The 18,316-nt window shown below is 53.2% G+C and carries 32 protein-coding genes and 1 pseudogene (1 of these 33 running past the window's edge); 28 read left to right on the top strand and 5 right to left on the bottom strand.

Features of this window, described 5'->3' with window-relative positions:
* Positions 1-5: 5 nt before the first annotated feature.
* The gene (locus ACY8FN_RS02210) at positions 6-932 is read right to left on the bottom strand and encodes a DMT family transporter (protein ID WP_463099114.1); all 927 of its coding nucleotides are present in this window, start codon (positions 930-932) and stop codon (positions 6-8) included.
* Between the two features lie 378 nt (positions 933-1,310).
* On the opposite strand from ACY8FN_RS02210, the gene rpsJ reads away from it, so the two are divergent.
* The 28 genes from rpsJ to rplQ all read left to right on the top strand — a co-directional run bounded on the left by rpsJ (position 1,311) and on the right by rplQ (position 14,935).
* Positions 1,311-1,622 carry a 30S ribosomal protein S10 gene (gene rpsJ / locus ACY8FN_RS02205; RefSeq protein WP_042019353.1) on the top strand — a complete coding sequence of 104 codons (312 nt, stop codon included), beginning with the start codon at positions 1,311-1,313 and terminating at the stop codon, positions 1,620-1,622.
* A 22-nt stretch (positions 1,623-1,644) separates the two neighbouring features.
* Positions 1,645-2,277 carry a 50S ribosomal protein L3 gene (gene rplC / locus ACY8FN_RS02200; RefSeq protein ID WP_042019356.1) on the top strand — a complete coding sequence of 211 codons (633 nt, stop codon included), beginning with the start codon at positions 1,645-1,647 and terminating at the stop codon, positions 2,275-2,277.
* A gap of 17 nt (positions 2,278-2,294) precedes the next feature.
* Positions 2,295-2,900 (top strand): 50S ribosomal protein L4, encoded by a 606-nt coding sequence (rplD, locus tag ACY8FN_RS02195; protein WP_042019358.1) that lies wholly within the window; start codon positions 2,295-2,297, stop codon positions 2,898-2,900.
* Positions 2,897-3,199: a 50S ribosomal protein L23 gene (rplW, locus tag ACY8FN_RS02190; RefSeq protein ID WP_042019359.1), complete on the top strand. Its 303-nt coding sequence runs from the start codon at positions 2,897-2,899 to the stop codon at positions 3,197-3,199. Before rplD ends, rplW begins: the two co-directional genes overlap by 4 nt.
* Before the next feature lie 15 nt (positions 3,200-3,214).
* Positions 3,215-4,036: a 50S ribosomal protein L2 gene (gene rplB, locus ACY8FN_RS02185; protein ID WP_033130006.1), complete on the top strand. Its 822-nt coding sequence runs from the start codon at positions 3,215-3,217 to the stop codon at positions 4,034-4,036.
* 22 nt (positions 4,037-4,058) lie between these two features.
* Entirely contained in the window at positions 4,059-4,337 is a 279-nt protein-coding gene (gene rpsS / locus ACY8FN_RS02180) for a 30S ribosomal protein S19 (RefSeq protein ID WP_005307960.1), read from the top strand.
* Positions 4,338-4,347: 10 nt separating this feature from the next.
* Positions 4,348-4,692, top strand: coding sequence for a 50S ribosomal protein L22 (gene rplV / locus ACY8FN_RS02175; protein ID WP_005890899.1), 345 nt, complete (start codon positions 4,348-4,350; stop codon positions 4,690-4,692).
* A gap of 3 nt (positions 4,693-4,695) precedes the next feature.
* Positions 4,696-5,409, top strand: a complete 714-nt coding sequence (rpsC, locus tag ACY8FN_RS02170) for a 30S ribosomal protein S3 (protein ID WP_042019362.1) — start codon at positions 4,696-4,698, stop codon at positions 5,407-5,409.
* A 13-nt stretch (positions 5,410-5,422) separates the two neighbouring features.
* Positions 5,423-5,836: a 50S ribosomal protein L16 gene (gene rplP / locus ACY8FN_RS02165; protein ID WP_005319737.1), complete on the top strand. Its 414-nt coding sequence runs from the start codon at positions 5,423-5,425 to the stop codon at positions 5,834-5,836.
* Entirely contained in the window at positions 5,836-6,027 is a 192-nt protein-coding gene (gene rpmC / locus ACY8FN_RS02160) for a 50S ribosomal protein L29 (RefSeq protein ID WP_042019365.1), read from the top strand. The genes rplP and rpmC overlap by 1 nt, the downstream gene beginning before the upstream one ends.
* The gene (rpsQ, locus tag ACY8FN_RS02155) at positions 6,027-6,275 is read left to right on the top strand and encodes a 30S ribosomal protein S17 (RefSeq protein ID WP_042019367.1); all 249 of its coding nucleotides are present in this window, start codon (positions 6,027-6,029) and stop codon (positions 6,273-6,275) included. Before rpmC ends, rpsQ begins: the two co-directional genes overlap by 1 nt.
* Positions 6,276-6,423: 148 nt before the next feature.
* The gene (gene rplN, locus ACY8FN_RS02150) at positions 6,424-6,792 is read left to right on the top strand and encodes a 50S ribosomal protein L14 (protein ID WP_005890908.1); all 369 of its coding nucleotides are present in this window, start codon (positions 6,424-6,426) and stop codon (positions 6,790-6,792) included.
* A gap of 11 nt (positions 6,793-6,803) precedes the next feature.
* Positions 6,804-7,121 carry a 50S ribosomal protein L24 gene (gene rplX / locus ACY8FN_RS02145; protein WP_042019369.1) on the top strand — a complete coding sequence of 106 codons (318 nt, stop codon included), beginning with the start codon at positions 6,804-6,806 and terminating at the stop codon, positions 7,119-7,121.
* Between the two features lie 13 nt (positions 7,122-7,134).
* Entirely contained in the window at positions 7,135-7,674 is a 540-nt protein-coding gene (gene rplE, locus ACY8FN_RS02140) for a 50S ribosomal protein L5 (RefSeq protein WP_005319725.1), read from the top strand.
* Positions 7,675-7,684: 10 nt separating this feature from the next.
* Positions 7,685-7,990 (top strand): 30S ribosomal protein S14, encoded by a 306-nt coding sequence (gene rpsN / locus ACY8FN_RS02135; RefSeq protein WP_042010205.1) that lies wholly within the window; start codon positions 7,685-7,687, stop codon positions 7,988-7,990.
* A gap of 21 nt (positions 7,991-8,011) precedes the next feature.
* Complete coding sequence (gene rpsH, locus ACY8FN_RS02130; RefSeq protein WP_042019371.1) at positions 8,012-8,404, top strand: 30S ribosomal protein S8; 393 nt, start codon at positions 8,012-8,014, stop codon at positions 8,402-8,404.
* Between the two features lie 13 nt (positions 8,405-8,417).
* Positions 8,418-8,951 (top strand): 50S ribosomal protein L6, encoded by a 534-nt coding sequence (gene rplF / locus ACY8FN_RS02125; protein ID WP_042019373.1) that lies wholly within the window; start codon positions 8,418-8,420, stop codon positions 8,949-8,951.
* Positions 8,952-8,960: 9 nt separating this feature from the next.
* Entirely contained in the window at positions 8,961-9,314 is a 354-nt protein-coding gene (rplR, locus tag ACY8FN_RS02120) for a 50S ribosomal protein L18 (RefSeq protein ID WP_042019374.1), read from the top strand.
* Positions 9,315-9,328: 14 nt separating this feature from the next.
* Positions 9,329-9,829: a 30S ribosomal protein S5 gene (gene rpsE, locus ACY8FN_RS02115; RefSeq protein WP_005319713.1), complete on the top strand. Its 501-nt coding sequence runs from the start codon at positions 9,329-9,331 to the stop codon at positions 9,827-9,829.
* A gap of 6 nt (positions 9,830-9,835) precedes the next feature.
* Positions 9,836-10,015 carry a 50S ribosomal protein L30 gene (gene rpmD, locus ACY8FN_RS02110; RefSeq protein ID WP_005307985.1) on the top strand — a complete coding sequence of 60 codons (180 nt, stop codon included), beginning with the start codon at positions 9,836-9,838 and terminating at the stop codon, positions 10,013-10,015.
* 2 nt (positions 10,016-10,017) lie between these two features.
* A complete protein-coding gene (gene rplO, locus ACY8FN_RS02105) occupies positions 10,018-10,455 on the top strand; it encodes a 50S ribosomal protein L15 (protein WP_042019377.1) in 438 nt (145 codons plus the stop codon).
* Positions 10,456-10,463: 8 nt separating this feature from the next.
* Positions 10,464-11,792 (top strand): preprotein translocase subunit SecY, encoded by a 1,329-nt coding sequence (secY, locus tag ACY8FN_RS02100; RefSeq protein WP_042019379.1) that lies wholly within the window; start codon positions 10,464-10,466, stop codon positions 11,790-11,792.
* Positions 11,793-11,819: 27 nt separating this feature from the next.
* Positions 11,820-11,933: a 50S ribosomal protein L36 gene (gene rpmJ, locus ACY8FN_RS02095; RefSeq protein WP_005319705.1), complete on the top strand. Its 114-nt coding sequence runs from the start codon at positions 11,820-11,822 to the stop codon at positions 11,931-11,933.
* 139 nt (positions 11,934-12,072) lie between these two features.
* Positions 12,073-12,429: a 30S ribosomal protein S13 gene (gene rpsM / locus ACY8FN_RS02090; RefSeq protein WP_005307991.1), complete on the top strand. Its 357-nt coding sequence runs from the start codon at positions 12,073-12,075 to the stop codon at positions 12,427-12,429.
* A gap of 14 nt (positions 12,430-12,443) precedes the next feature.
* A complete protein-coding gene (gene rpsK, locus ACY8FN_RS02085; protein ID WP_005319702.1) occupies positions 12,444-12,833 on the top strand; it encodes a 30S ribosomal protein S11 in 390 nt (129 codons plus the stop codon).
* A gap of 39 nt (positions 12,834-12,872) precedes the next feature.
* Positions 12,873-13,493, top strand: a complete 621-nt coding sequence (gene rpsD, locus ACY8FN_RS02080; RefSeq protein WP_042019380.1) for a 30S ribosomal protein S4 — start codon at positions 12,873-12,875, stop codon at positions 13,491-13,493.
* A gap of 25 nt (positions 13,494-13,518) precedes the next feature.
* Positions 13,519-14,508: a DNA-directed RNA polymerase subunit alpha gene (locus ACY8FN_RS02075; RefSeq protein WP_042019383.1), complete on the top strand. Its 990-nt coding sequence runs from the start codon at positions 13,519-13,521 to the stop codon at positions 14,506-14,508.
* 43 nt (positions 14,509-14,551) lie between these two features.
* On the top strand, positions 14,552-14,935 hold the full coding sequence (gene rplQ, locus ACY8FN_RS02070) for a 50S ribosomal protein L17 (protein ID WP_042019386.1): 384 nt from the start codon (positions 14,552-14,554) through the stop codon (positions 14,933-14,935).
* Here rplQ and ACY8FN_RS02065 read toward each other — a convergent pair.
* The 4 genes and pseudogenes from ACY8FN_RS02065 to ACY8FN_RS02050 form a co-directional block, all read right to left on the bottom strand.
* Positions 14,884-15,261: a hypothetical protein gene (locus ACY8FN_RS02065; RefSeq protein ID WP_463099113.1), complete on the bottom strand. Its 378-nt coding sequence runs from the start codon at positions 15,259-15,261 to the stop codon at positions 14,884-14,886. The two genes, rplQ and ACY8FN_RS02065, sit on opposite strands and share 52 nt — an antisense overlap.
* A 592-nt stretch (positions 15,262-15,853) precedes the next feature.
* The gene (gene istB / locus ACY8FN_RS02060) at positions 15,854-16,624 is read right to left on the bottom strand and encodes an IS21-like element ISAeme17 family helper ATPase IstB (protein WP_099994263.1); all 771 of its coding nucleotides are present in this window, start codon (positions 16,622-16,624) and stop codon (positions 15,854-15,856) included.
* Positions 16,621-17,633: pseudogene (gene istA, locus ACY8FN_RS02055) on the bottom strand (IS21-like element ISAeme17 family transposase). Before istA ends, istB begins: the two are co-directional and overlap by 4 nt.
* A gap of 194 nt (positions 17,634-17,827) precedes the next feature.
* Positions 17,828-18,316: the 3' portion of an IS5 family transposase gene (locus ACY8FN_RS02050; protein WP_463099112.1), read on the bottom strand. It continues 429 nt past the right edge of the window; the window shows 489 of its 918 coding nt (coding positions 430-918); the start codon falls outside the window, past its right edge; it ends in the stop codon at positions 17,828-17,830.

The following is an 18,316-nucleotide window of genomic DNA, read 5'->3' as shown; positions in this document are numbered from 1 at the left end:
CATTATCAGACCACTTTCTCCGGTGTGGCGGTGGCAGCCTTGCGATAGCGCTTGCCATATCTCAGCTGCTGGATCAGCAGTGCTGCCACAATCAATCCCAGCCCAATGGGGGTGGCGGGATCGATTGCCTCGCCAACCAGCAGGTTGAGCAGTACCAGTGAGGCGAATGGTGAAATGAAGATAAGGTTGCTGATAGGGGCGGTGTTGGTGGCATGGCGCATCGCCATCAGCCACAGCACAAAGCCAAATCCCATCTCGATGATCCCGACATAAATGGCCCCCAACCATCCTTGCCAGGCGGTCAGCTGGAAGTCAGCCAGTAGCCAGGTGGCGAGCACGATAAAGGGGAGGCTAATAATGAAACCGAGCAGCAGGCTGACGATGGGATCTCCCTGATTGCGGGTGTTGAGGATCCAGTAGCTGGCCCAGATCAGGGTCGAGAGCAACACCAGCGCCACCCCCAATGGATTGTCAAAATGCAGGCCAAAGACGTCACCCTTGGTGGCGATCACCAACGCGCCGAAATAGCCCAGCACGATGGCAACGCCATCGCGGCGGCGCAGGGTCTGGCCGAGGAACGGCACCGATAGCAGGGTGAGGGTGATGGCCCAGGTGTAGCTAAGGGTCTGCGCCTGCTGGGCAGGCAGCAGATCATAGGCTTTGAACAGCAGCAGGTAATAGAGGAAGGGGTTCATCACCCCCAGCATCAGATAATAGAACGGGCGGCTGCGCAGATAACTGCACAGCAGCGGCAGTTTACCCTGCTTGAGCACGATTCCCCCCAGCAGCAGGGTGGAGGTCAGCGCCGCAACCAGTAGCAGTTGCACCGGCGCAAAATAGGTGAGGGAAATTTTGAAGGCGGTGGCCACCGTTGACCACAGGGCCACCGCGCAGAGCGCGTACTGGTAGGCTTTCTTTTGATCTTTGATCATCGTTGTTATGTCATAAACGGAAGAAAGTCGCAGTCTATCAGTCTGGCGATGAGCTTGTCGTGACGCCGGACATGCCTTGATGGGATTACCTTGATGTGAAGGTAATGGCAGGCACCCTGACAGAGATCCATCTGCCACATAAAATTGTGCACAATATGTGCGCGCTCCCTTGCGTAAATTTGAAAAATCCGTATACTATCCCCCGCTTACCCATGAGGTAAGCCAGACGATATGTCTGCTGCTGAGCTCCTCGTTTACGAGAGCCAGCCATACAGTCCTCCCGATATGGGAGGAAACGTGAAAAATCACACCTCTGGCGAGAGTAATCTCGGTCGGGCGGTGCTGGTTTATGTTCTTTTATCTATTGGAGCTCTGTCAATGCAGAACCAAAGAATCCGTATTCGCCTGAAGGCTTTTGATCATCGCCTGATTGATCAATCTACAGCGGAAATCGTTGAAACTGCAAAGCGCACTGGCGCGCAGGTTCGCGGTCCTATCCCGCTGCCGACTCGCAAAGAGCGCTTCACCATTCTGACTTCCCCGCACGTCAACAAAGACGCGCGTGATCAGTATGAGATCCGCACTCACAAGCGTCTGGTAGACATCGTTGAGCCGACTGACAAGACCGTAGATGCTCTGATGCGTCTGGATCTGGCAGCTGGTGTAGACGTCCAGATCAGCCTGGGTTAATTACGGAAAGAGGTTGATAACAATGACAATCGGTCTTGTAGGTCGCAAAGTGGGTATGACTCGCATCTTCACTGAAGATGGCGTTTCTATCCCGGTGACTGTTATCGAAGTTGAAGCTAACCGTGTAACTCAGGTCAAATCTGTAGAAACCGACGGCTACAACGCTATTCAGGTTACCACTGGCGCCAAAAAAGCCAGCCGTGTAACCAAGCCTGAAGCTGGCCACTTCGCCAAAGCTGGTGTAGAAGCCGGTCGCGGCCTGTGGGAATTCCGCTTGAACAACGGTGAAACTTTCACTGTTGGTAACGAGCTGAAAGTAGATCTTCTCGCTGACGTTAAGCTGGTAGACGTTACTGGCACATCCAAAGGTAAAGGTTTTGCTGGTTGCGTTAAGCGCCACAACTTCCGCACCCAGGATATGACCCACGGTAACTCCTTGTCTCACCGCGCTCCGGGTTCTATCGGTCAGAACCAGACTCCGGGCCGTGTATTCAAGGGCAAAAAGATGGCTGGTCACATGGGTGCTGAGCGTGTAACTACTCAGAACCTGGAACTGGTTCGTGTTGACGCTGAACGTAACCTGCTGCTCATTAAAGGTGCAGTTCCGGGTGCGACCAACGGCAACGTGATCGTTAAACCTGCCGTCAAAGCGTAACGTCTGAGGAGATAGTAATGGAATTGGTAATGAAAGACGCCAAGAGCGCTCTTGAAGTTTCCGAGACTACCTTCGGGCGCGAATTCAACGAAGCTCTGGTTCACCAGGTCGTCGTTGCATATGCCGCAGGTGCCCGTCAGGGTACTCGTGCGCAGCTGACTCGCTCTGAAGTGTCTGGTGGCGGCAAAAAGCCGTGGCGTCAGAAGGGTACTGGTCGTGCCCGTGCTGGCTCCATCCGTTCGCCCATTTGGCGTTCCGGTGGTGTGACTTTTGCAGCTAAGCCGCAAGATCACAGCCAGAAAGTAAACAAGAAGATGTACCGCGGCGCTATCCGTAGCATCCTGTCCGAGCTGGTACGTCAAGAGCGCCTGATCGTTGTCGAGAAATTCGGTATCGATGCGCCTAAGACCAAAGAACTGATCGCCAAGCTGAAAGAGATGGAACTGAAAGACGTTCTGATCGTGACAGCTGAAGTCGATGAGAACCTGTTCCTGGCTGCTCGCAACCTGTACAAAGTTGACGTGCGTGATGTTGCCGGTATCGACCCGGTCAGCCTGATCGCTTTCGACAAGGTTCTGATGACTGCTGATGCAGTTAAGCAAATCGAGGAGATGCTGGCATGATCCGCGAAGAGCGTCTGTTGAAAGTTCTGAAGGCTCCGCATATCTCTGAAAAGAGCACTATGGTCGCAGAAAAGCAGAACACTATCGTGTTCAAAATTGCTGTTGATGCTACCAAAGCGGAAGTCAAAGCAGCAGTTGCGAAACTGTTCGAGGTTGAAGTTGAGACCGTCCGTACCCTGAACATGAAGGGTAAAACCAAGCGCGCAGGTGCACGCGTAGGCCGTCGTTCCGATTGGAAAAAGGCTTATGTGACCCTGAAAGCTGGTCAGGACATCGACTTCATGGGCGCAGCCGAGTAAGAGGAGTTCTCAAAAATGGCAATCGTTAAGTGCAAGCCTACCTCTCCGGGCCGCCGTCACGTCGTCAAGATCGTCAATCAAGAGCTGTACAAGGGCAAGCCCTTCGCCGCTCTGCTGGACAGCAAAAGCAAGTCCGGTGGTCGTAACAACAACGGCCGTATCACTACCCGTCATATCGGTGGTGGTCACAAGCAGCACTATCGTCTGGTCGACTTCAAGCGCGACAAAGACGGTATCCCGGCTAAAGTAGAGCGCCTGGAATACGATCCTAACCGTACCGCTAACATCGCTCTGGTGTTGTATGCAGACGGTGAGCGTCGTTACATCCTGGCTCCGAAAGGCCTGAAAGCTGGTGACGCGATCGCATCTGGTGCTGATGCTGCCATCAAGGTAGGTAACACCCTGCCGATGCGCAACATCCCGGTTGGTTCTACTGTTCACGCAGTTGAGATGAAGCCTGGTAAAGGTGCACAGCTGGCTCGTTCCGCTGGTACTTTCATCCAGATCCTGGCTCGTGATGGTAACTATGTAACTCTGCGTCTGCGTTCCGGCGAAGTACGTAAAGTTCTGGCCGAGTGCCGCGCCACCATCGGTGAAGTCGGTAACTCCGAGCACATGTTGCGTCAACTGGGTAAAGCCGGTGCCAACCGCTGGCGTGGTATTCGTCCGACCGTTCGCGGTATGGCGATGAACCCGGTCGACCACCCGCACGGTGGTGGTGAGGGTCGTAACAAAGGCATGCAGCCTGTGTCCCCATGGGGCCAGAAGGCTAAAGGCTTCAAGACCCGTAAGAACAAGCGTACCGACAAGTACATCGTACGTCGTCGTAACAAGTAATTGTTAACATAGAGGAATCACCATGCCACGTTCTCTCAAGAAGGGTCCATTTATTGACCTGCACTTGCTGAAGAAGGTAGAGAAAGCGGTGGAAAGCGGGGATAAAAAGCCGGTTAAAACCTGGTCCCGTCGTTCAATGATCATCCCGAACATGATCGGTTTGACCATCGCTGTCCATAATGGTCGTCAGCACGTTCCGGTTTTTGTTACCGAAGAAATGATCGGTCACAAACTGGGTGAATTCGCACCGACTCGTACTTATCGCGGCCATGCTGCTGATAAGAAGGCTAAGAAGCGCTAAGGGATAAATGATGGAAGCTATCGCTAAACACCGTTATGCCCGTACTTCTGCCCAGAAAGCTCGTCTGGTAGCCGATCAAGTACGTGGTCTGTCTGTAGACAAGGCTCTGACTCTCCTGACCTTCAGCCCGAAAAAGGCTGCAGTGCTGGTTAAGAAAGTGCTGGAATCTGCCATTGCAAACGCTGAGCACAACGAAGGCGCCGATATCGACGCGCTGCGTGTTGCTACTATCATGGTCGACGAAGGTCCCTCCATGAAGCGCATCCGTCCGCGTGCCAAAGGTCGTGCGGATCGTATCCTCAAGCGTACCGCTCACATCACTGTAGTGGTATCCGACGCTAAGGCTGGGAGATAAGCAATGGGTCAGAAAGTACATCCTAATGGCATTCGCCTGGGTATTACCAAGCCTTGGAATTCTACCTGGTTCGCGAACACCAAAGATTTCGCTGACAACTTGTTCAGCGATTTTCAAGTGCGCCAGTTCCTGACCAAGGAACTGAAAAACGCGTCCTTGTCCAAGATCACCATCGAGCGTCCGGCCAAGAGCATCCGTGTGACTATTCACACCGCTCGTCCAGGCATCGTGATTGGTAAGAAAGGCGAAGACGTTGAGAAACTGCGCAAAGCTGTAGCCGTTATTGCTGGCGTGCCTGCTCAGATCAACATTTCCGAAGTCCGCAAGCCGGAGCTGGACAGCAAACTTGTTGCTGACAGCATTACTTCCCAGCTGGAACGTCGCGTAATGTTCCGTCGTGCTATGAAGCGCGCCGTACAGAACGCAATGCGCCTGGGTGCCAAGGGCATCAAAGTGGAAGTTTCCGGTCGTCTGGGCGGCGCTGAAATCGCGCGTACCGAATGGTACCGTGAAGGTCGTGTGCCTTTGCACACCCTGCGTGCCGACATCGACTACGCAACTTCTGAAGCCCACACCACTTACGGTGTGATCGGCGTTAAAGTTTGGATCTTCAAGGGTGAAGTTCTGGGCGGTCTGGCTGCTGTTGCTGCCGCTGCTGCTCAAGAGCAAGCTCCTGCAAAGCCCAAGCGTGACAACAAGCGCCGCGCTGCTAAGTAAGGAGATTCGGTAAATGTTGCAACCTAAGCGTACCAAATTCCGCAAGACCCATAAGGGTCGTAACCGCGGTCTGGCCAACACTGGTAACGAAGTATCCTTCGGTACCTTTGGCCTGAAGGCGACATCCCGTGGTCAACTGACTGCTCGTCAAATCGAAGCAGCCCGTCGTGCCATGACCCGTCACGTTAAGCGTCAAGGTAAGATCTGGATCCGTGTGTTCCCGGACAAGCCCATCACCGAAAAGCCCCTCGAAGTACGTATGGGTAAAGGTAAGGGTAACGTGGAATACTGGGTTTGCCCGATCCAGCCTGGCAAGGTTCTGTACGAGATGGATGGTGTACCTGAGGCTCTGGCGCGTGAAGCGTTTGCCTTGGCTGCTGCTAAGCTGTCCGTTCAGACCACTTTCGTAATTAAGACGGTGATGTGATGAAAGCTCAAGATCTGCGTCAAAAGAGCGTCGAAGAACTGAACCAGGAGCTGCTGGGCCTGCTGCGTGAGCAATTCAACATGCGCATGCAAGCATCCACCGGCCAACTGGCTCAGACTCACACTCTGAAACAAGTGCGTCGTGACGCCGCACGTATCAAGACTGTACTGACTGAGAAGGCAGGTGCGTAATGACTGACAAAATCCGTACTCTGCAAGGTCGTGTAATCAGCGACAAGATGGAGAAATCCATCACTGTTGCTATCGAGCGCAAGGTAAAGCACCCGATCTACGGTAAGATCATCAAGCGCACTACCAAGCTGCACGTGCACGATGAGAACAACGAGTGTAAAGCTGGCGATCTCGTGGAAATCCGCGAGTGCCGTCCGCTGTCCAAGACCAAGTCCTGGACCCTGGTTGGTATCTTAGAAAAGGCCTAATCGGTACTTTGTACTTCAAACGGCCCCCATTGCGGGGCCGTTTGTTTTTTAGGCTACCTTTTCTGAAAAAGCTGTGTTATAGTTTCGCGCCTTTTGAGGGCAGCCAGATCCCGAAAGGGATAAGAAGTAAACAAAGCGGAGCACTAAAATGATCCAGATGCAAAGTATGCTGGGCGTAGCCGACAACTCCGGCGCTCGCAGTGTAATGTGTATTAAGGTTCTGGGTGGCTCGCACCGCCGTTACGCCGGCATCGGCGACATCATCAAAGTTTCCATCAAGGAAGCCATTCCTCGCGGTAAAGTGAAGAAAGGTGATGTATATAACGCGGTGGTCGTACGCACCCGTAAAGGCGTTCGTCGTCCGGACGGCTCAGTCATCCGTTTCGACAACAATGCGGCTGTTTTGCTTAACGGCAACCAACAGCCAATCGGTACTCGTATTTTTGGCCCGGTGACCCGTGAACTGCGTAATGAGAAGTTCATGAAGATTGTGTCCCTGGCACCCGAAGTACTGTAAGGAGTCGAACGATGGCAGCTAAAATCCGTCGCGAAGACGAAGTGATCGTACTTACCGGCAAAGACAAGGGCAAGCGTGGCAAAGTCACTCAAGTCCTGATTGCAAAAGGTAAGGTATTCGTCGAAGGCATCAACCAGGTGAAGAAGCACCAGAAGCCGGTACCCGCATTGGGTCAGGCTGGCGGTATCATCACCAAAGAAGCCCCGATCGATGTATCAAACGTAGCGCTGTTCAACTCTGCCACTGGCAAAGCTGACCGCGTTGGTTTCCGGATTGAAGACGGCAAAAAAGTTCGTTTCTTCAAATCCACCGGCGAACTTGTGAAGTAATTGGAGTTTAACGATGGCGAAACTGCATGATTACTACAAATCAGATGTAGTAAATGAACTGGCCAAACAGTTCGGTTACAAGACTATCATGCAAGTCCCTCGGATCGAGAAAATCACCCTGAACATGGGTGTTGGTGAAGCGATCTCTGACAAGAAGTTGCTGGAAAATGCTGCTGCCGATATGGCTGCCATTTCCGGTCAGAAGCCGCTGATCACCAAAGCTCGCAAATCTGTTGCGGGCTTCAAGATTCGTGAAGGCTACCCGATAGGTTGTAAAGTAACCCTGCGTGGCGAGCGTATGTGGGAGTTCCTGGAACGGCTGATTTGCATCTCCGTACCGCGTATCCGTGACTTCCGTGGCCTGAACGCTAAAGCGTTCGACGGTCGTGGTAACTACTCCATGGGCGTGCGTGAGCAAATCATCTTCCCGGAAATCGACTATGACAAAGTCGATCGCGTCCGTGGTCTGGATATCACCATCACCACTTCCGCGAATACCGATGAAGAAGGCCGTGCTCTGCTGGCTGCCTTTAACTTCCCATTCCGCAAGTAAGGTTAGGGTTATGGCTAAAACATCCATGAAAGCGCGCGAAGCAAAGCGTGCGAAGCTGGTAGCCAAGTACGCCACCAAGCGTACCGAGCTGAAAGCTATCATCGTTGATATGAACGCTTCTGAAGAAGCGCGTTGGGATGCTGTACTGCAACTGCAACAGCTGCCCCGTGATTCCAGTCCGTCCCGCCAGCGTAACCGTTGCAATATTACTGGTCGTCCGCACGGTTTCCTGCGCAAGTTTGGTTTGTCTCGCATCAAGGTGCGTGAGCATGCCATGAAGGGCGAAATTCCGGGCCTGAAGAAGGCTTCTTGGTAACGAATCTCGGGAGTTAGACTTATGAGCATGCAAGATCCGATCGCGGATATGCTGACCCGCATCCGTAACGGTCAGGCGGCGAGCAAAGTTGCGGTTTCCATGCCTTCTTCCAAGCTGAAAGTGGCGATTGCCAACGTGCTGAAAGAAGAAGGTTACATCGCTGGCTACTCCGTAGCTGGTGATGTGAAGCCGGAACTGGAAATTGAACTGAAATATTTCCAGGGCAAGCCAGTTGTAGAACTGATCCAACGCGTGAGCCGTCCCGGCCTGCGTATTTACAAGCGCACTACTGATCTGCCGAAAGTTATGGGCGGTCTCGGTGTTGCTATCGTGTCCACGTCTAAAGGTGTGATGACTGACCGTGCTGCTCGCAAAGCAAGCATGGGCGGTGAGATCATCTGCTACGTCGCTTAATAGGAGGTAGGAAATGTCTCGTGTTGCTAAGGCACCCGTCACTATTCCTGCTGGCGTAGAGGTGACTCTGAACGGCCAGGAACTGACCATCAAAGGTGGTAAAGGTTCTCTGGTTCGCTCTATTCACGCCGGTGTAGAAGTGACCAAAGAAGACAATGTACTGAAGTTCGCCCCGCGCGACAGCATCGCTGGTGCTGACGCTCAGGCCGGTACTGCACGTGCATTGGTCAACAACATGGTAATCGGTGTTACCCAAGGCTTCGAGCGCAAGCTGCAGCTGGTTGGTGTAGGTTACAAAGCCTCCATCAAGGGCAATGCTGTAGCGCTGGCTCTGGGCTTCTCTCACCCGGTAGAGCATGCGCTGCCGGCTGGTGTGACCGCTGAGTGTCCGACTGCCACAGAAATCGTTCTGCGTGGTGTCGACAAGCAGATGGTTGGCCAAGTCGCCGCCGATATCCGTTCTTACCGCGCTCCGGAGCCCTACAAGGGCAAGGGTGTACGCTATGCCAATGAGCAAGTGCGTACTAAAGAAGCTAAGAAGAAGTAAGGTAACACTATGGACAAGAAAGCAGCTCGTCTCCGTCGTGCTACTCGTGCTCGGAAGAAGATGCAGGAACTGGGAGCTACCCGTCTGGTTGTTCACCGTACCCCGCGTCATATCTACGCGCAGGTAATCGCAGCCAACGGTTCCGAAGTTCTGGCCTCTGCTTCCACAGTAGAGAAAGCCATCAGTGAAGGGCTCAAACACTCCGGTAATGCTGATGCAGCTACCGCAGTGGGTAAAGCAATCGCTGAGCGTGCTATTGCCAAAGGCGTTCAGAACGTATCTTTCGATCGTTCCGGTTTCAAGTATCATGGTCGCATTGCCGCTCTGGCAACTGCTGCACGTGACGCTGGTCTTCAGTTCTAAGCTAGGAGTCGAAGATGGCTAAAGTCGAATCTCAAGCCGGCGAACTGCAAGAAAAGCTGATTGCAGTCAACCGTGTTTCGAAAACTGTTAAAGGTGGTCGTATCATGTCCTTCACCGCGTTGACCGTGGTGGGTGATGGTAACGGCCGTGTAGGTTACGGTTACGGTAAAGCCCGTGAAGTTCCAGCTGCTATTCAAAAAGCAATGGAACAGGCTAAGCGTAACCTGAGCAAGGTTGAGCTGAACAATGGCACTCTGCACCACCCGGTGCGTGGTGTTCACTCAGGTTCTTCCGTGTTCATGAAGCCGGCCTCACAAGGTACTGGTATCATTGCAGGCGGCGCCATGCGTGCTGTTCTGGAAGTTGCTGGTATCCACAACGTGCTGGCCAAGACCTACGGTTCCACCAACCCAATCAACGTTGTTCGCGCAACTGTAGACGCTCTGGTACAGGGTCAATCCCCGGCCCAGATCGCTGCCAAGCGTGGTCTGCGCGTTGAAGAAATTCTGGGGTAATGCGACATGGCTAACACTGTAAAAGTAACTCAAACTCGCAGCTCTATCGGCCGTCTGCCAAAGCACAAGGCGACTCTGCGTGGTCTGGGTCTGCGTCGCATTGGTCACACTGTTGAGCTGGAAGATACTCCTTGCGTACGCGGTATGATCAACCAGGTTTATTACATGGTTAAGGTGGAGGGCTAAGCATGCGTCTGAACACTCTGTCTCCGGCCGCTGGTTCCAAGCCTGAAAAACAACGTCGTGGTCGTGGTATCGGCTCCGGCTTAGGCAAGACCGGTGGTCGTGGTGTTAAAGGCCAAACCTCTCGTTCCGGTGGCGGTAAAGTCCGCAACGGTTTCGAAGGTGGTCAGATGCCTTTGAAAATCCGTCTGCCGAAGTTCGGTTTCTTCTCTCGCAAATCGCTGATTTCAGCTGAAGTGCGTCTGAACGAAATCGCCATGGTAGAAGGTGATGTGGTCGATCTGAGCACTCTGAAGCAAGCCGGTGTTGTTACTAAGAACATCGTTTTCGCTAAAGTTGTTCTGTCTGGCAACATTGACCGTGCTGTGACCGTTCGTGGTGTGTCCGTCACCAAAGGTGCACGTGCAGCCATCGAGGCCGCTGGCGGTAAAATCGAGGAATAATCAGTACAATGGCTAAGAAACCAGGATTGGATGTTAAAGCACAGGGTGGTCTGAGTGAATTGAAGAGCCGTCTGCTCTTCGTTCTCGGGGCGATTATCGTTTTCCGTGCAGGCTCTTATGTGCCGATTCCTGGTATTGACGCCGCCGTACTGGCCGAGTTGTTCCAACAACAGAAGGGCACCATCATTGAGATGTTTAACATGTTCAGTGGTGGTGCACTATCGCGTGCTTCTATTCTTGCGCTGGGGATCATGCCGTATATTTCGGCGTCGATCATCATCCAGCTGCTGACAGTGGTTCACCCCGCTCTTGCTGAACTCAAGAAAGAAGGTGAATCCGGCCGTCGCAAGATTAACCAATATACTCGTTGGGGCACGCTGGTTTTGGGAACTTTCCAGGCCATTGGTATTGCAACAGGTCTGCCGAATATGATGCAAGGGCTCGTGTCTCACCCGGGTCTTGGTTTCTACTTCACAGCTGTTGTAAGTCTGGTCACCGGTACCATGTTTTTGATGTGGTTGGGTGAACAGATTACCGAGCGTGGGATTGGTAATGGTATCTCGTTGATTATTTTCACGGGTATCGTTGCTGGTCTGCCGCATGCCATTGGCGCTACGGCCGAACAGGCACGTCAAGGGGAATTACACATCCTGCTGTTGTTGTTGCTGGGCTTGATTGTTTTCGCAGTGACTTACTTTGTGGTGTTCGTGGAGCGTGGTCAGCGTCGTATCGTTGTTAACTATGCAAAGCGTCAACAAGGCCGCCAGGTATTCGCCGCGCAAAGCACACACCTGCCATTGAAAGTAAATATGGCCGGTGTGATTCCTGCGATTTTCGCATCTAGTATCATCCTGTTCCCAGGGACCATTACCTCTTGGTTTGGTCAGGGAGAGGGTAAAGTTGCTGATATTTTGCAGCAGGTCTCTATGGTCCTGCAGCCTGGTCAACCGCTTTACGAGATGCTGTATGCAGCAGCCATTATCTTCTTCTGTTTCTTCTATACCGCGTTGGTGTTTAATCCCCGCGAGACAGCTGATAACTTGAAGAAGAGTGGAGCCTTTATCCCGGGGATCCGCCCGGGCGAGCAGACAGCACGTTACATCGATAAGGTTATGACTCGCCTGACATTGGCAGGTGCGCTCTATATAACCTTTATCTGTCTGGTACCCCAGTTCTTGATGACTGCCTGGAACGTACAGTTCTACTTCGGTGGCACTTCGCTGCTGATTATTGTGGTAGTTATCATGGACTTCATGGCTCAGGTACAAACCCATATGATGTCTCATCAATATGGTGATGTTCTGAGGAAGGCCAACCTGAAGGGCTACGGCCGCTAAAGGTCGGCGTAGTTACGGAGTTAAGCAATGAAAGTTCGTGCTTCCGTTAAGGCAATCTGCCGTAACTGCAAAATCATCAAGCGTCACGGTGTGGTGCGTGTGATTTGCAGCGAGCCAAAGCATAAACAGCGCCAAGGCTAATTTTTTACGGTTAGTACTTGCAACAAATAGTTGTGCTGGCTAATATAGCCAGCCAACTTTTGTTGTGTATTGGTTGACCGCCACGTATCCGCTCACGGGCTTTGTGGTGGTCGTAATCTACTATATGTAGGAGTGAATAGTGGCCCGTATCGCTGGCATTAACATTCCTGACCATAAGCATGCAGTCATTGCGTTGACTGCGATTTATGGCGTCGGTCGTACCCGCTCCAAGGCCATCTGTGCCGCAGCCGGTATCGCTGAGAATGTGAAAATTAAAGACCTGGACGAAGCTCAGATCGAGAGTCTGCGTGAACAAGTAGGTAAATTCACCGTTGAAGGTGACCTGCGTCGTCAGATTTCCATGAACATCAAGCGATTGATGGATCTGGGTTGCTACCGTGGTTTGCGTCACCGTCGTAGCCTGCCTGTTCGTGGTCAACGTACCAAGACCAACGCTCGTACCCGTAAGGGTCCGCGCAAGGCTATCAAGAAGTAACGGGAAGGTAGAAAATGGCTAAAACTCCGACTCGTGCTCGCAAGCGCGTTAAAAAGCAAGTGAGCGACGGTATTGCGCACGTTCATGCATCTTTCAACAACACAATCGTGACCATTACTGACCGTCAGGGCAATGCTCTGTCATGGGCTACCTCTGGTGGTTCAGGTTTCCGTGGTTCCCGTAAGTCCACTCCGTTTGCTGCCCAGGTAGCTGCTGAGCGTGCTGGTGAGATCGCCAAAGAATACGGCGTGAAGAACCTGGAAGTCATGGTCAAAGGTCCGGGTCCCGGTCGTGAGTCATCCATCCGCGCTCTGAACGCGGCTGGTTTCCGCATCACTAATATTACTGATGTGACTCCGATCCCGCACAACGGTTGTCGTCCTCCCAAGAAGCGCCGCGTATAACGCTGTTGCAACTTGGTCTAGGATTGTTGGAGAAAGAAGATGGCAAGATATATCGGTCCTAAGCTTAAGCTTAGCCGTCGCGAGGGTACAGACCTCTTCCTGAAGTCTGGCGTTCGCGCGATTGACTCTAAGTGCAAGATTGACACCGCTCCTGGTCAGCACGGTGCGCGTAAAGCGCGTCTGTCCGACTACGGTGTTCAGCTGCGCGAAAAGCAAAAAGTTCGTCGTATTTACGGCGTATTGGAAAAACAGTTCCGCAACTACTATCGCGATGCTGCCCGTCAAAAAGGTAACACCGGTGAAAACCTGTTGCAGCTGCTGGAAGGTCGTTTGGACAACGTTGTTTACCGTATGGGCTTCGGCGCTACTCGTGCTGAATCTCGCCAGCTGGTGAGCCACAAGGCCATCATGGTAAACGGTCGCGTTGTGAACATTCCTTCTTTCCAGGTTTCCCCTGAGGACGTGATCTGCGTTCGTGAGAAGGCTAAGAAGCAAGCGCGTATCAAAGCATCCCTTGAGGTTGCTGGTCAGCGTGAGAAGCCGACTTGGGTAGAGGTTGACGCCGCTAAAATGGAAGGTGCTTACAAGCGTCTGCCAGAGCGTTCCGACCTGTCTGCCGACATTAACGAACAGCTGATCGTCGAGCTTTACTCCAAGTAAAGCTAGCTTCTAAAGAGAGGACACAATGCTGGGTTCTGTAACAGATTTTCTTAAACCGCGGCTAGTTGACATCGAGCAAGTTAGCCCGACTCATGCGAAAGTGACTCTTGAGCCACTTGAGCGTGGCTTTGGCCACACGCTGGGCAATGCTCTGCGTCGTATTTTGCTGTCATCTATGCCCGGTTGTGCAGTTACTGAAGTCGAAATTGACGGGGTACTGCATGAGTACAGCAGCAAAGAAGGTGTGCAGGAAGACATTCTTGAAATTCTGCTTAACCTGAAAGGTATCGCTGTGAAGCTGGAAGGCAAGGACGAGGTAACTCTGTCCCTGACCAAGTCTGGAACAGGCCCCGTTACCGCTGGTGATATCACTCACGGTGATGAAGTCGAGATCGTAAACCCGGAGCACGTAATCTGCCACCTGACCGGTGCTAATGCTGACATCAGCATGCGCCTGAAAGTTCAGCGCGGTCGTGGTTATGTGCCTGCTTCTGCTCGTGTTCACAACGATGATGAAGAGCGTCCGATAGGTCGCCTGCTGCTGGACTCTGCGTTCAGCCCCATCGTTCGTATTGCCTACAATGTTGAGGCAGCACGTGTGGAACAGCGTACCGACTTGGACAAGCTCGTCATCGACATGGAGACCAATGGTACTCTGGATCCTGAAGAAGCTATCCGTCGCTCTGCCACTATTTTGGCTGAGCAGCTGGAAGCCTTCGTGGATCTGCGCGATGTCAGCGTGCCCGAGAAGAAAGAAGAGAAACCCGAGTTTGATCCGATTCTGCTGCGTCCTGTCGATGATTTGGAGCTGACAGTTCGTTCTGCGAACTGTCTGAAGGCAGAAGCTATCCACTATATTGGTGATCTGGTACAGCGTACCGAAGTTGAGTTGCTTAAAACTCCTAACCTCGGTAAGAAGTCCCTGACTGAGATCAAGGATGTGTTGGCCTCCCGTGGTCTGTCTCTTGGCATGCGCCTTGAGAATTGGCCGCCCGCCAGCATCGCTGACGAGTAATCCAGATTACGGGTTTCACAGATTTAGTTAGAAGGATAAGGTCATGCGCCATCGTTTGAGTGGTCGTCAACTGAACCGGAACAGCAGCCATCGTCAGGCTATGTTCCGCAACATGGCCAGCTCACTGGTTCGTCATGAGATCATCAAGACGACTGTGCCTAAGGCAAAAGAGCTGCGCCGTGTAGTTGAACCGCTGATCACCCTTGCCAAGACTGATAGCGTTGCTAATCGTCGCCTGGCATTTGCCCGTACTCGCGATAACGCGATCGTGGCTAAGCTGTTCAATGAACTGGGCCCGCGCTACCTGGAGCGCGCCGGCGGTTATACTCGCATTCTGAAATGCGGTTTCCGTGCAGGCGATAACGCCCCTATGGCTTATATTGAGCTGGTAGACCGCCCGGCTGCTGCTGAAGCAGCTGCTGAGTGATATAAAGAAAAAGCCGGGCTTGTCCCGGCTTTTCTTTTAATAGATTCTGATACTGCCTCAACTGCCTCAACTGCCTCAACTGCCTCAACTGCCTCAACTGCCTCAACTGCCTCAACTGCCTCAACTGCCTCAACTGCCTCAACTGCCTCAACTGCCTCAACTGCCTCAACTGCCTCAACTGCCTCAACTGCCTCAACTGCCTCAACTGCCTCAACTGCCTCAACTGCCTCAACTGCCTCAACTGCCTCAACTGCCTCAACTGCCTCAACTGCCTCAACTGCCTCAACTGTCCTAAATGAATCATCTCGCTTGCCTCGACACCTCAAGCGCCTTAAACCGATGTTATTTAGGTGAAATGATGATTAAGCCGCAACGTTATACAGACGAATTCAAATTAGCCGCTGTCAAGCTGGTGACAGAGCGCCATTACCTGTGGCGTAGGTTGCCGAGCGACGCGGTGTTTCCTGACTCGGTATGTACACCTGGATCAAACGCTACAGTCAGCCGAGCAGCGGTGCCTATAGGCTGAGCTGCCCCGCGTGATTGATAGGCGAGATAATTTTAAAAGGCCGCCTACTTTGCCTGGTTGTCAGGGTAAGGCCTCCTCATCTAGGTGCACAACTTCACGCATTCCATCCACAGGCTGTGCCGCATGATGAATCTCCACACTTGTTGTGGTGCGCTTGGTTGCGACAGTCTTTATCTGCTTGGGCACAGGAGGATAAATATCAGAGCAAGCCATGCAGACCAGAAAGCGGAAGCGATTCACCTACTACGTCTTTGGATATCTGAGGGTGCTGGCCTGACGATTTGCGTTCTCCTATATATGGACTTGGCGCCACCTTGTCAACGCCGACCGAAAACTGATCCACTCTGGCTAATTTCGCCGATTGAAAAGTGATCCACCCGGACATGGGGTTAATTGGTTTTGGGTGTGGCCCCCGCTTTGCGTTTCTCTTTCAAACGATAGCTTTCACCGCTGATCTGAACGATGTGTGCATGATGTAACAGTCTATCGAGCATAGCTGCCGTCAGTGTCTGATCATCGGCAAAGGTGCTGGCCCACTGGCTAAAGGGCAGATTGCTCGTCAAGATCAGGCTCCCTTTCTCATAACGTTTGGCGATCACATTGAAAAACAGGTTTGCTTCCTCACGCCCAAACGGCAAGTAGCCTATCTCATCGATCACCAGTAAACGCGGCCCCATCACGACACGGCTGAAGTAGGCATTAAGCCGCTCCTGTCGTTGAGCTGCTTGAAGCTGCAACATCAGGTCTGCTGCGCTGATAAATCTGGTCTTGATGCCAGCCATCAGAGCCCGATAGGCCAGTGCGATGGCAAGATGCGTCTTGCCCACTCCGCTTGGGCCCAGCAGCACTATGTTTTCGCTCCGCTCGATAAAGGCCAGACTGGCCAACTCCTGCAACTGGCTGCGAGGTGCGCCACTGGCAAAGCCGAAGTCGTACTGCTCCAGCGTTTTGACCACGGGTAAAGTGGCCAGTTTGAGCAAGGTCTGGCGGGTGCGCTCGGTCCTCAAGGTCTGCTCTGCGTGCAGCAACCACTCCAGATAATCGGCGAAGCTCGCCTCCTCGTTGGCCGCCTTCTGAGCTAGTGCTGACCACTGGGCAGCAATCCCTTCCAAGCGCAGCGCCTGACTCAGGGCCATCAGGCGTTCATGCTGCAAGTTCATACGTTCACCTCCAGCAGGTCTTGGTATACCGATAGCGGATGCTGCAAGCTCTCCAGCGGCATGGGGCGCGCAGTGGCCGTGGTGCCGGGACTAACGGGTAGCGTCTGTGGCAGGGGTAGAAAATGAGGCAGCTCTTGTTGCAATCGGATAGCCGGGACTTCACCGGTAGTACCATGGCTACGCTGGTTGGCGATGTCTTCCAACCAGGGGCCGATATGGGCATTGGCGGTTGACACATCTAGCGCCAGTCCTGCCTGCTTGAGGGTGGCTGCCAGTGGTGTGACAAAACTGCGTTTGAGGTAGCCGTTGAAGCGCTCGACCTTGCCTTTGGTCTGGGCCCGGTAGGGACGGCAGACGCGGGGGCGAAAACCGAACTCTTCGGCCAAGGCGAGCAGGGCCGGGTGCCAACGATGGTCACCTTCACCGTAAGCATCCCGTTCGCGGATGATGGTGCTGGCATTATCAAATAGCACCTCCTGCGGGACCCCACCGAAGAAATGACAAGCCTCACGCAGTCCGGTCAACCAGGCATCATTACGTTCGTGATCGAAGAAACGGACATAGCTGGCGCGGCTAAATCCCAGGGTAGCAACAAAGGCCTTTAGAGGCCGATTGCCGCGGCGGATAATGGTGAAATCGACCTGCATCTGTTTACCGGGGGCCGTTTCAAAACGGACGATGGTGCCAGAGGCGTCATGGCGCAGAGGCGATAACCAGGTCTTGAGCTGGGAGAGCCCGCCAGTGTAACCATGCTCTCGCAGTTCCCTGAGCAGAACCGTCGCCGGGATCCAGTGTGGCTTCGCTGCCTGGATACGCGCTTGCAGATAGGGTTTAAAAGGATCGAGCTTGGTTGGTCGGGCTGCTCGGCTGGGATAGATTGGCAGGCCCGGGTTGCGCAGATACTTGCGAACCGTGTTACGGGACACCCGCAATTGCTGGGCGATAGCCCGGATGCTCATGCCCTGACGGCCAACACTCTGATTTCCACTGATAACTCCTGGGTCAACATGGGCGTGGCTCAAAAGCCACGATCTTGGCCCAGGTGGGTCAACTTTACTCCGGCGTTAGTGGGTCATTTTTACATCGGCGGTGACACCACCTCGGCAGCAAGACATTTTAGTTGTTGCTGTAGTGCAGGATTAAAGGGGGTGTTGTTTCCCAAATCAGCCAGCAAGTCATGACTTCCCCAGCCCCGGGTGACCGCTACACTCGGGGCTTTCTGACAGGCAGACCCAGGGTATTGAGTTTGTTTATAGCGCTGACATACGCCATCACTTCCCCTACCTGACCGTTGTATGTTCGCAGACTGATTTTGCCCGCCAGCAACTGCTTGAACCGATACATCGCCGTTTCCGCCAGCGAGCGCCGGTGATACCCAGACTGCTGCTTCCAGTGCGCCAGCCCCTCCTTGCGCATCACCAGCACCGCCTCATTTCTCGGATGTCCCTTTTCCCATAACCCAGCGTTCTTGCGAGGCGGGATACAGGCTGTCGCCCCTTTGCGCGAGATAAGCTGATGGCTGGCTTTACTGTCATAGGCGCCATCTGCATAAACACGTCCCAGCTTGCGCCGCAGTGGGTTGAGCAAGGTCGGCAGCACCTCGGCATCATGGACATTTTCCAGCGAGACTTCCGCTGCCACGATATCGTGAGTGGCCGGGTCCACAGCCAGATGCAACTTGCGCCAGACTCG

This window comes from Aeromonas sp. 160P, from assembly GCF_055193095.1.
This window is presented reverse-complemented; position numbering and strand designations above follow the sequence as displayed.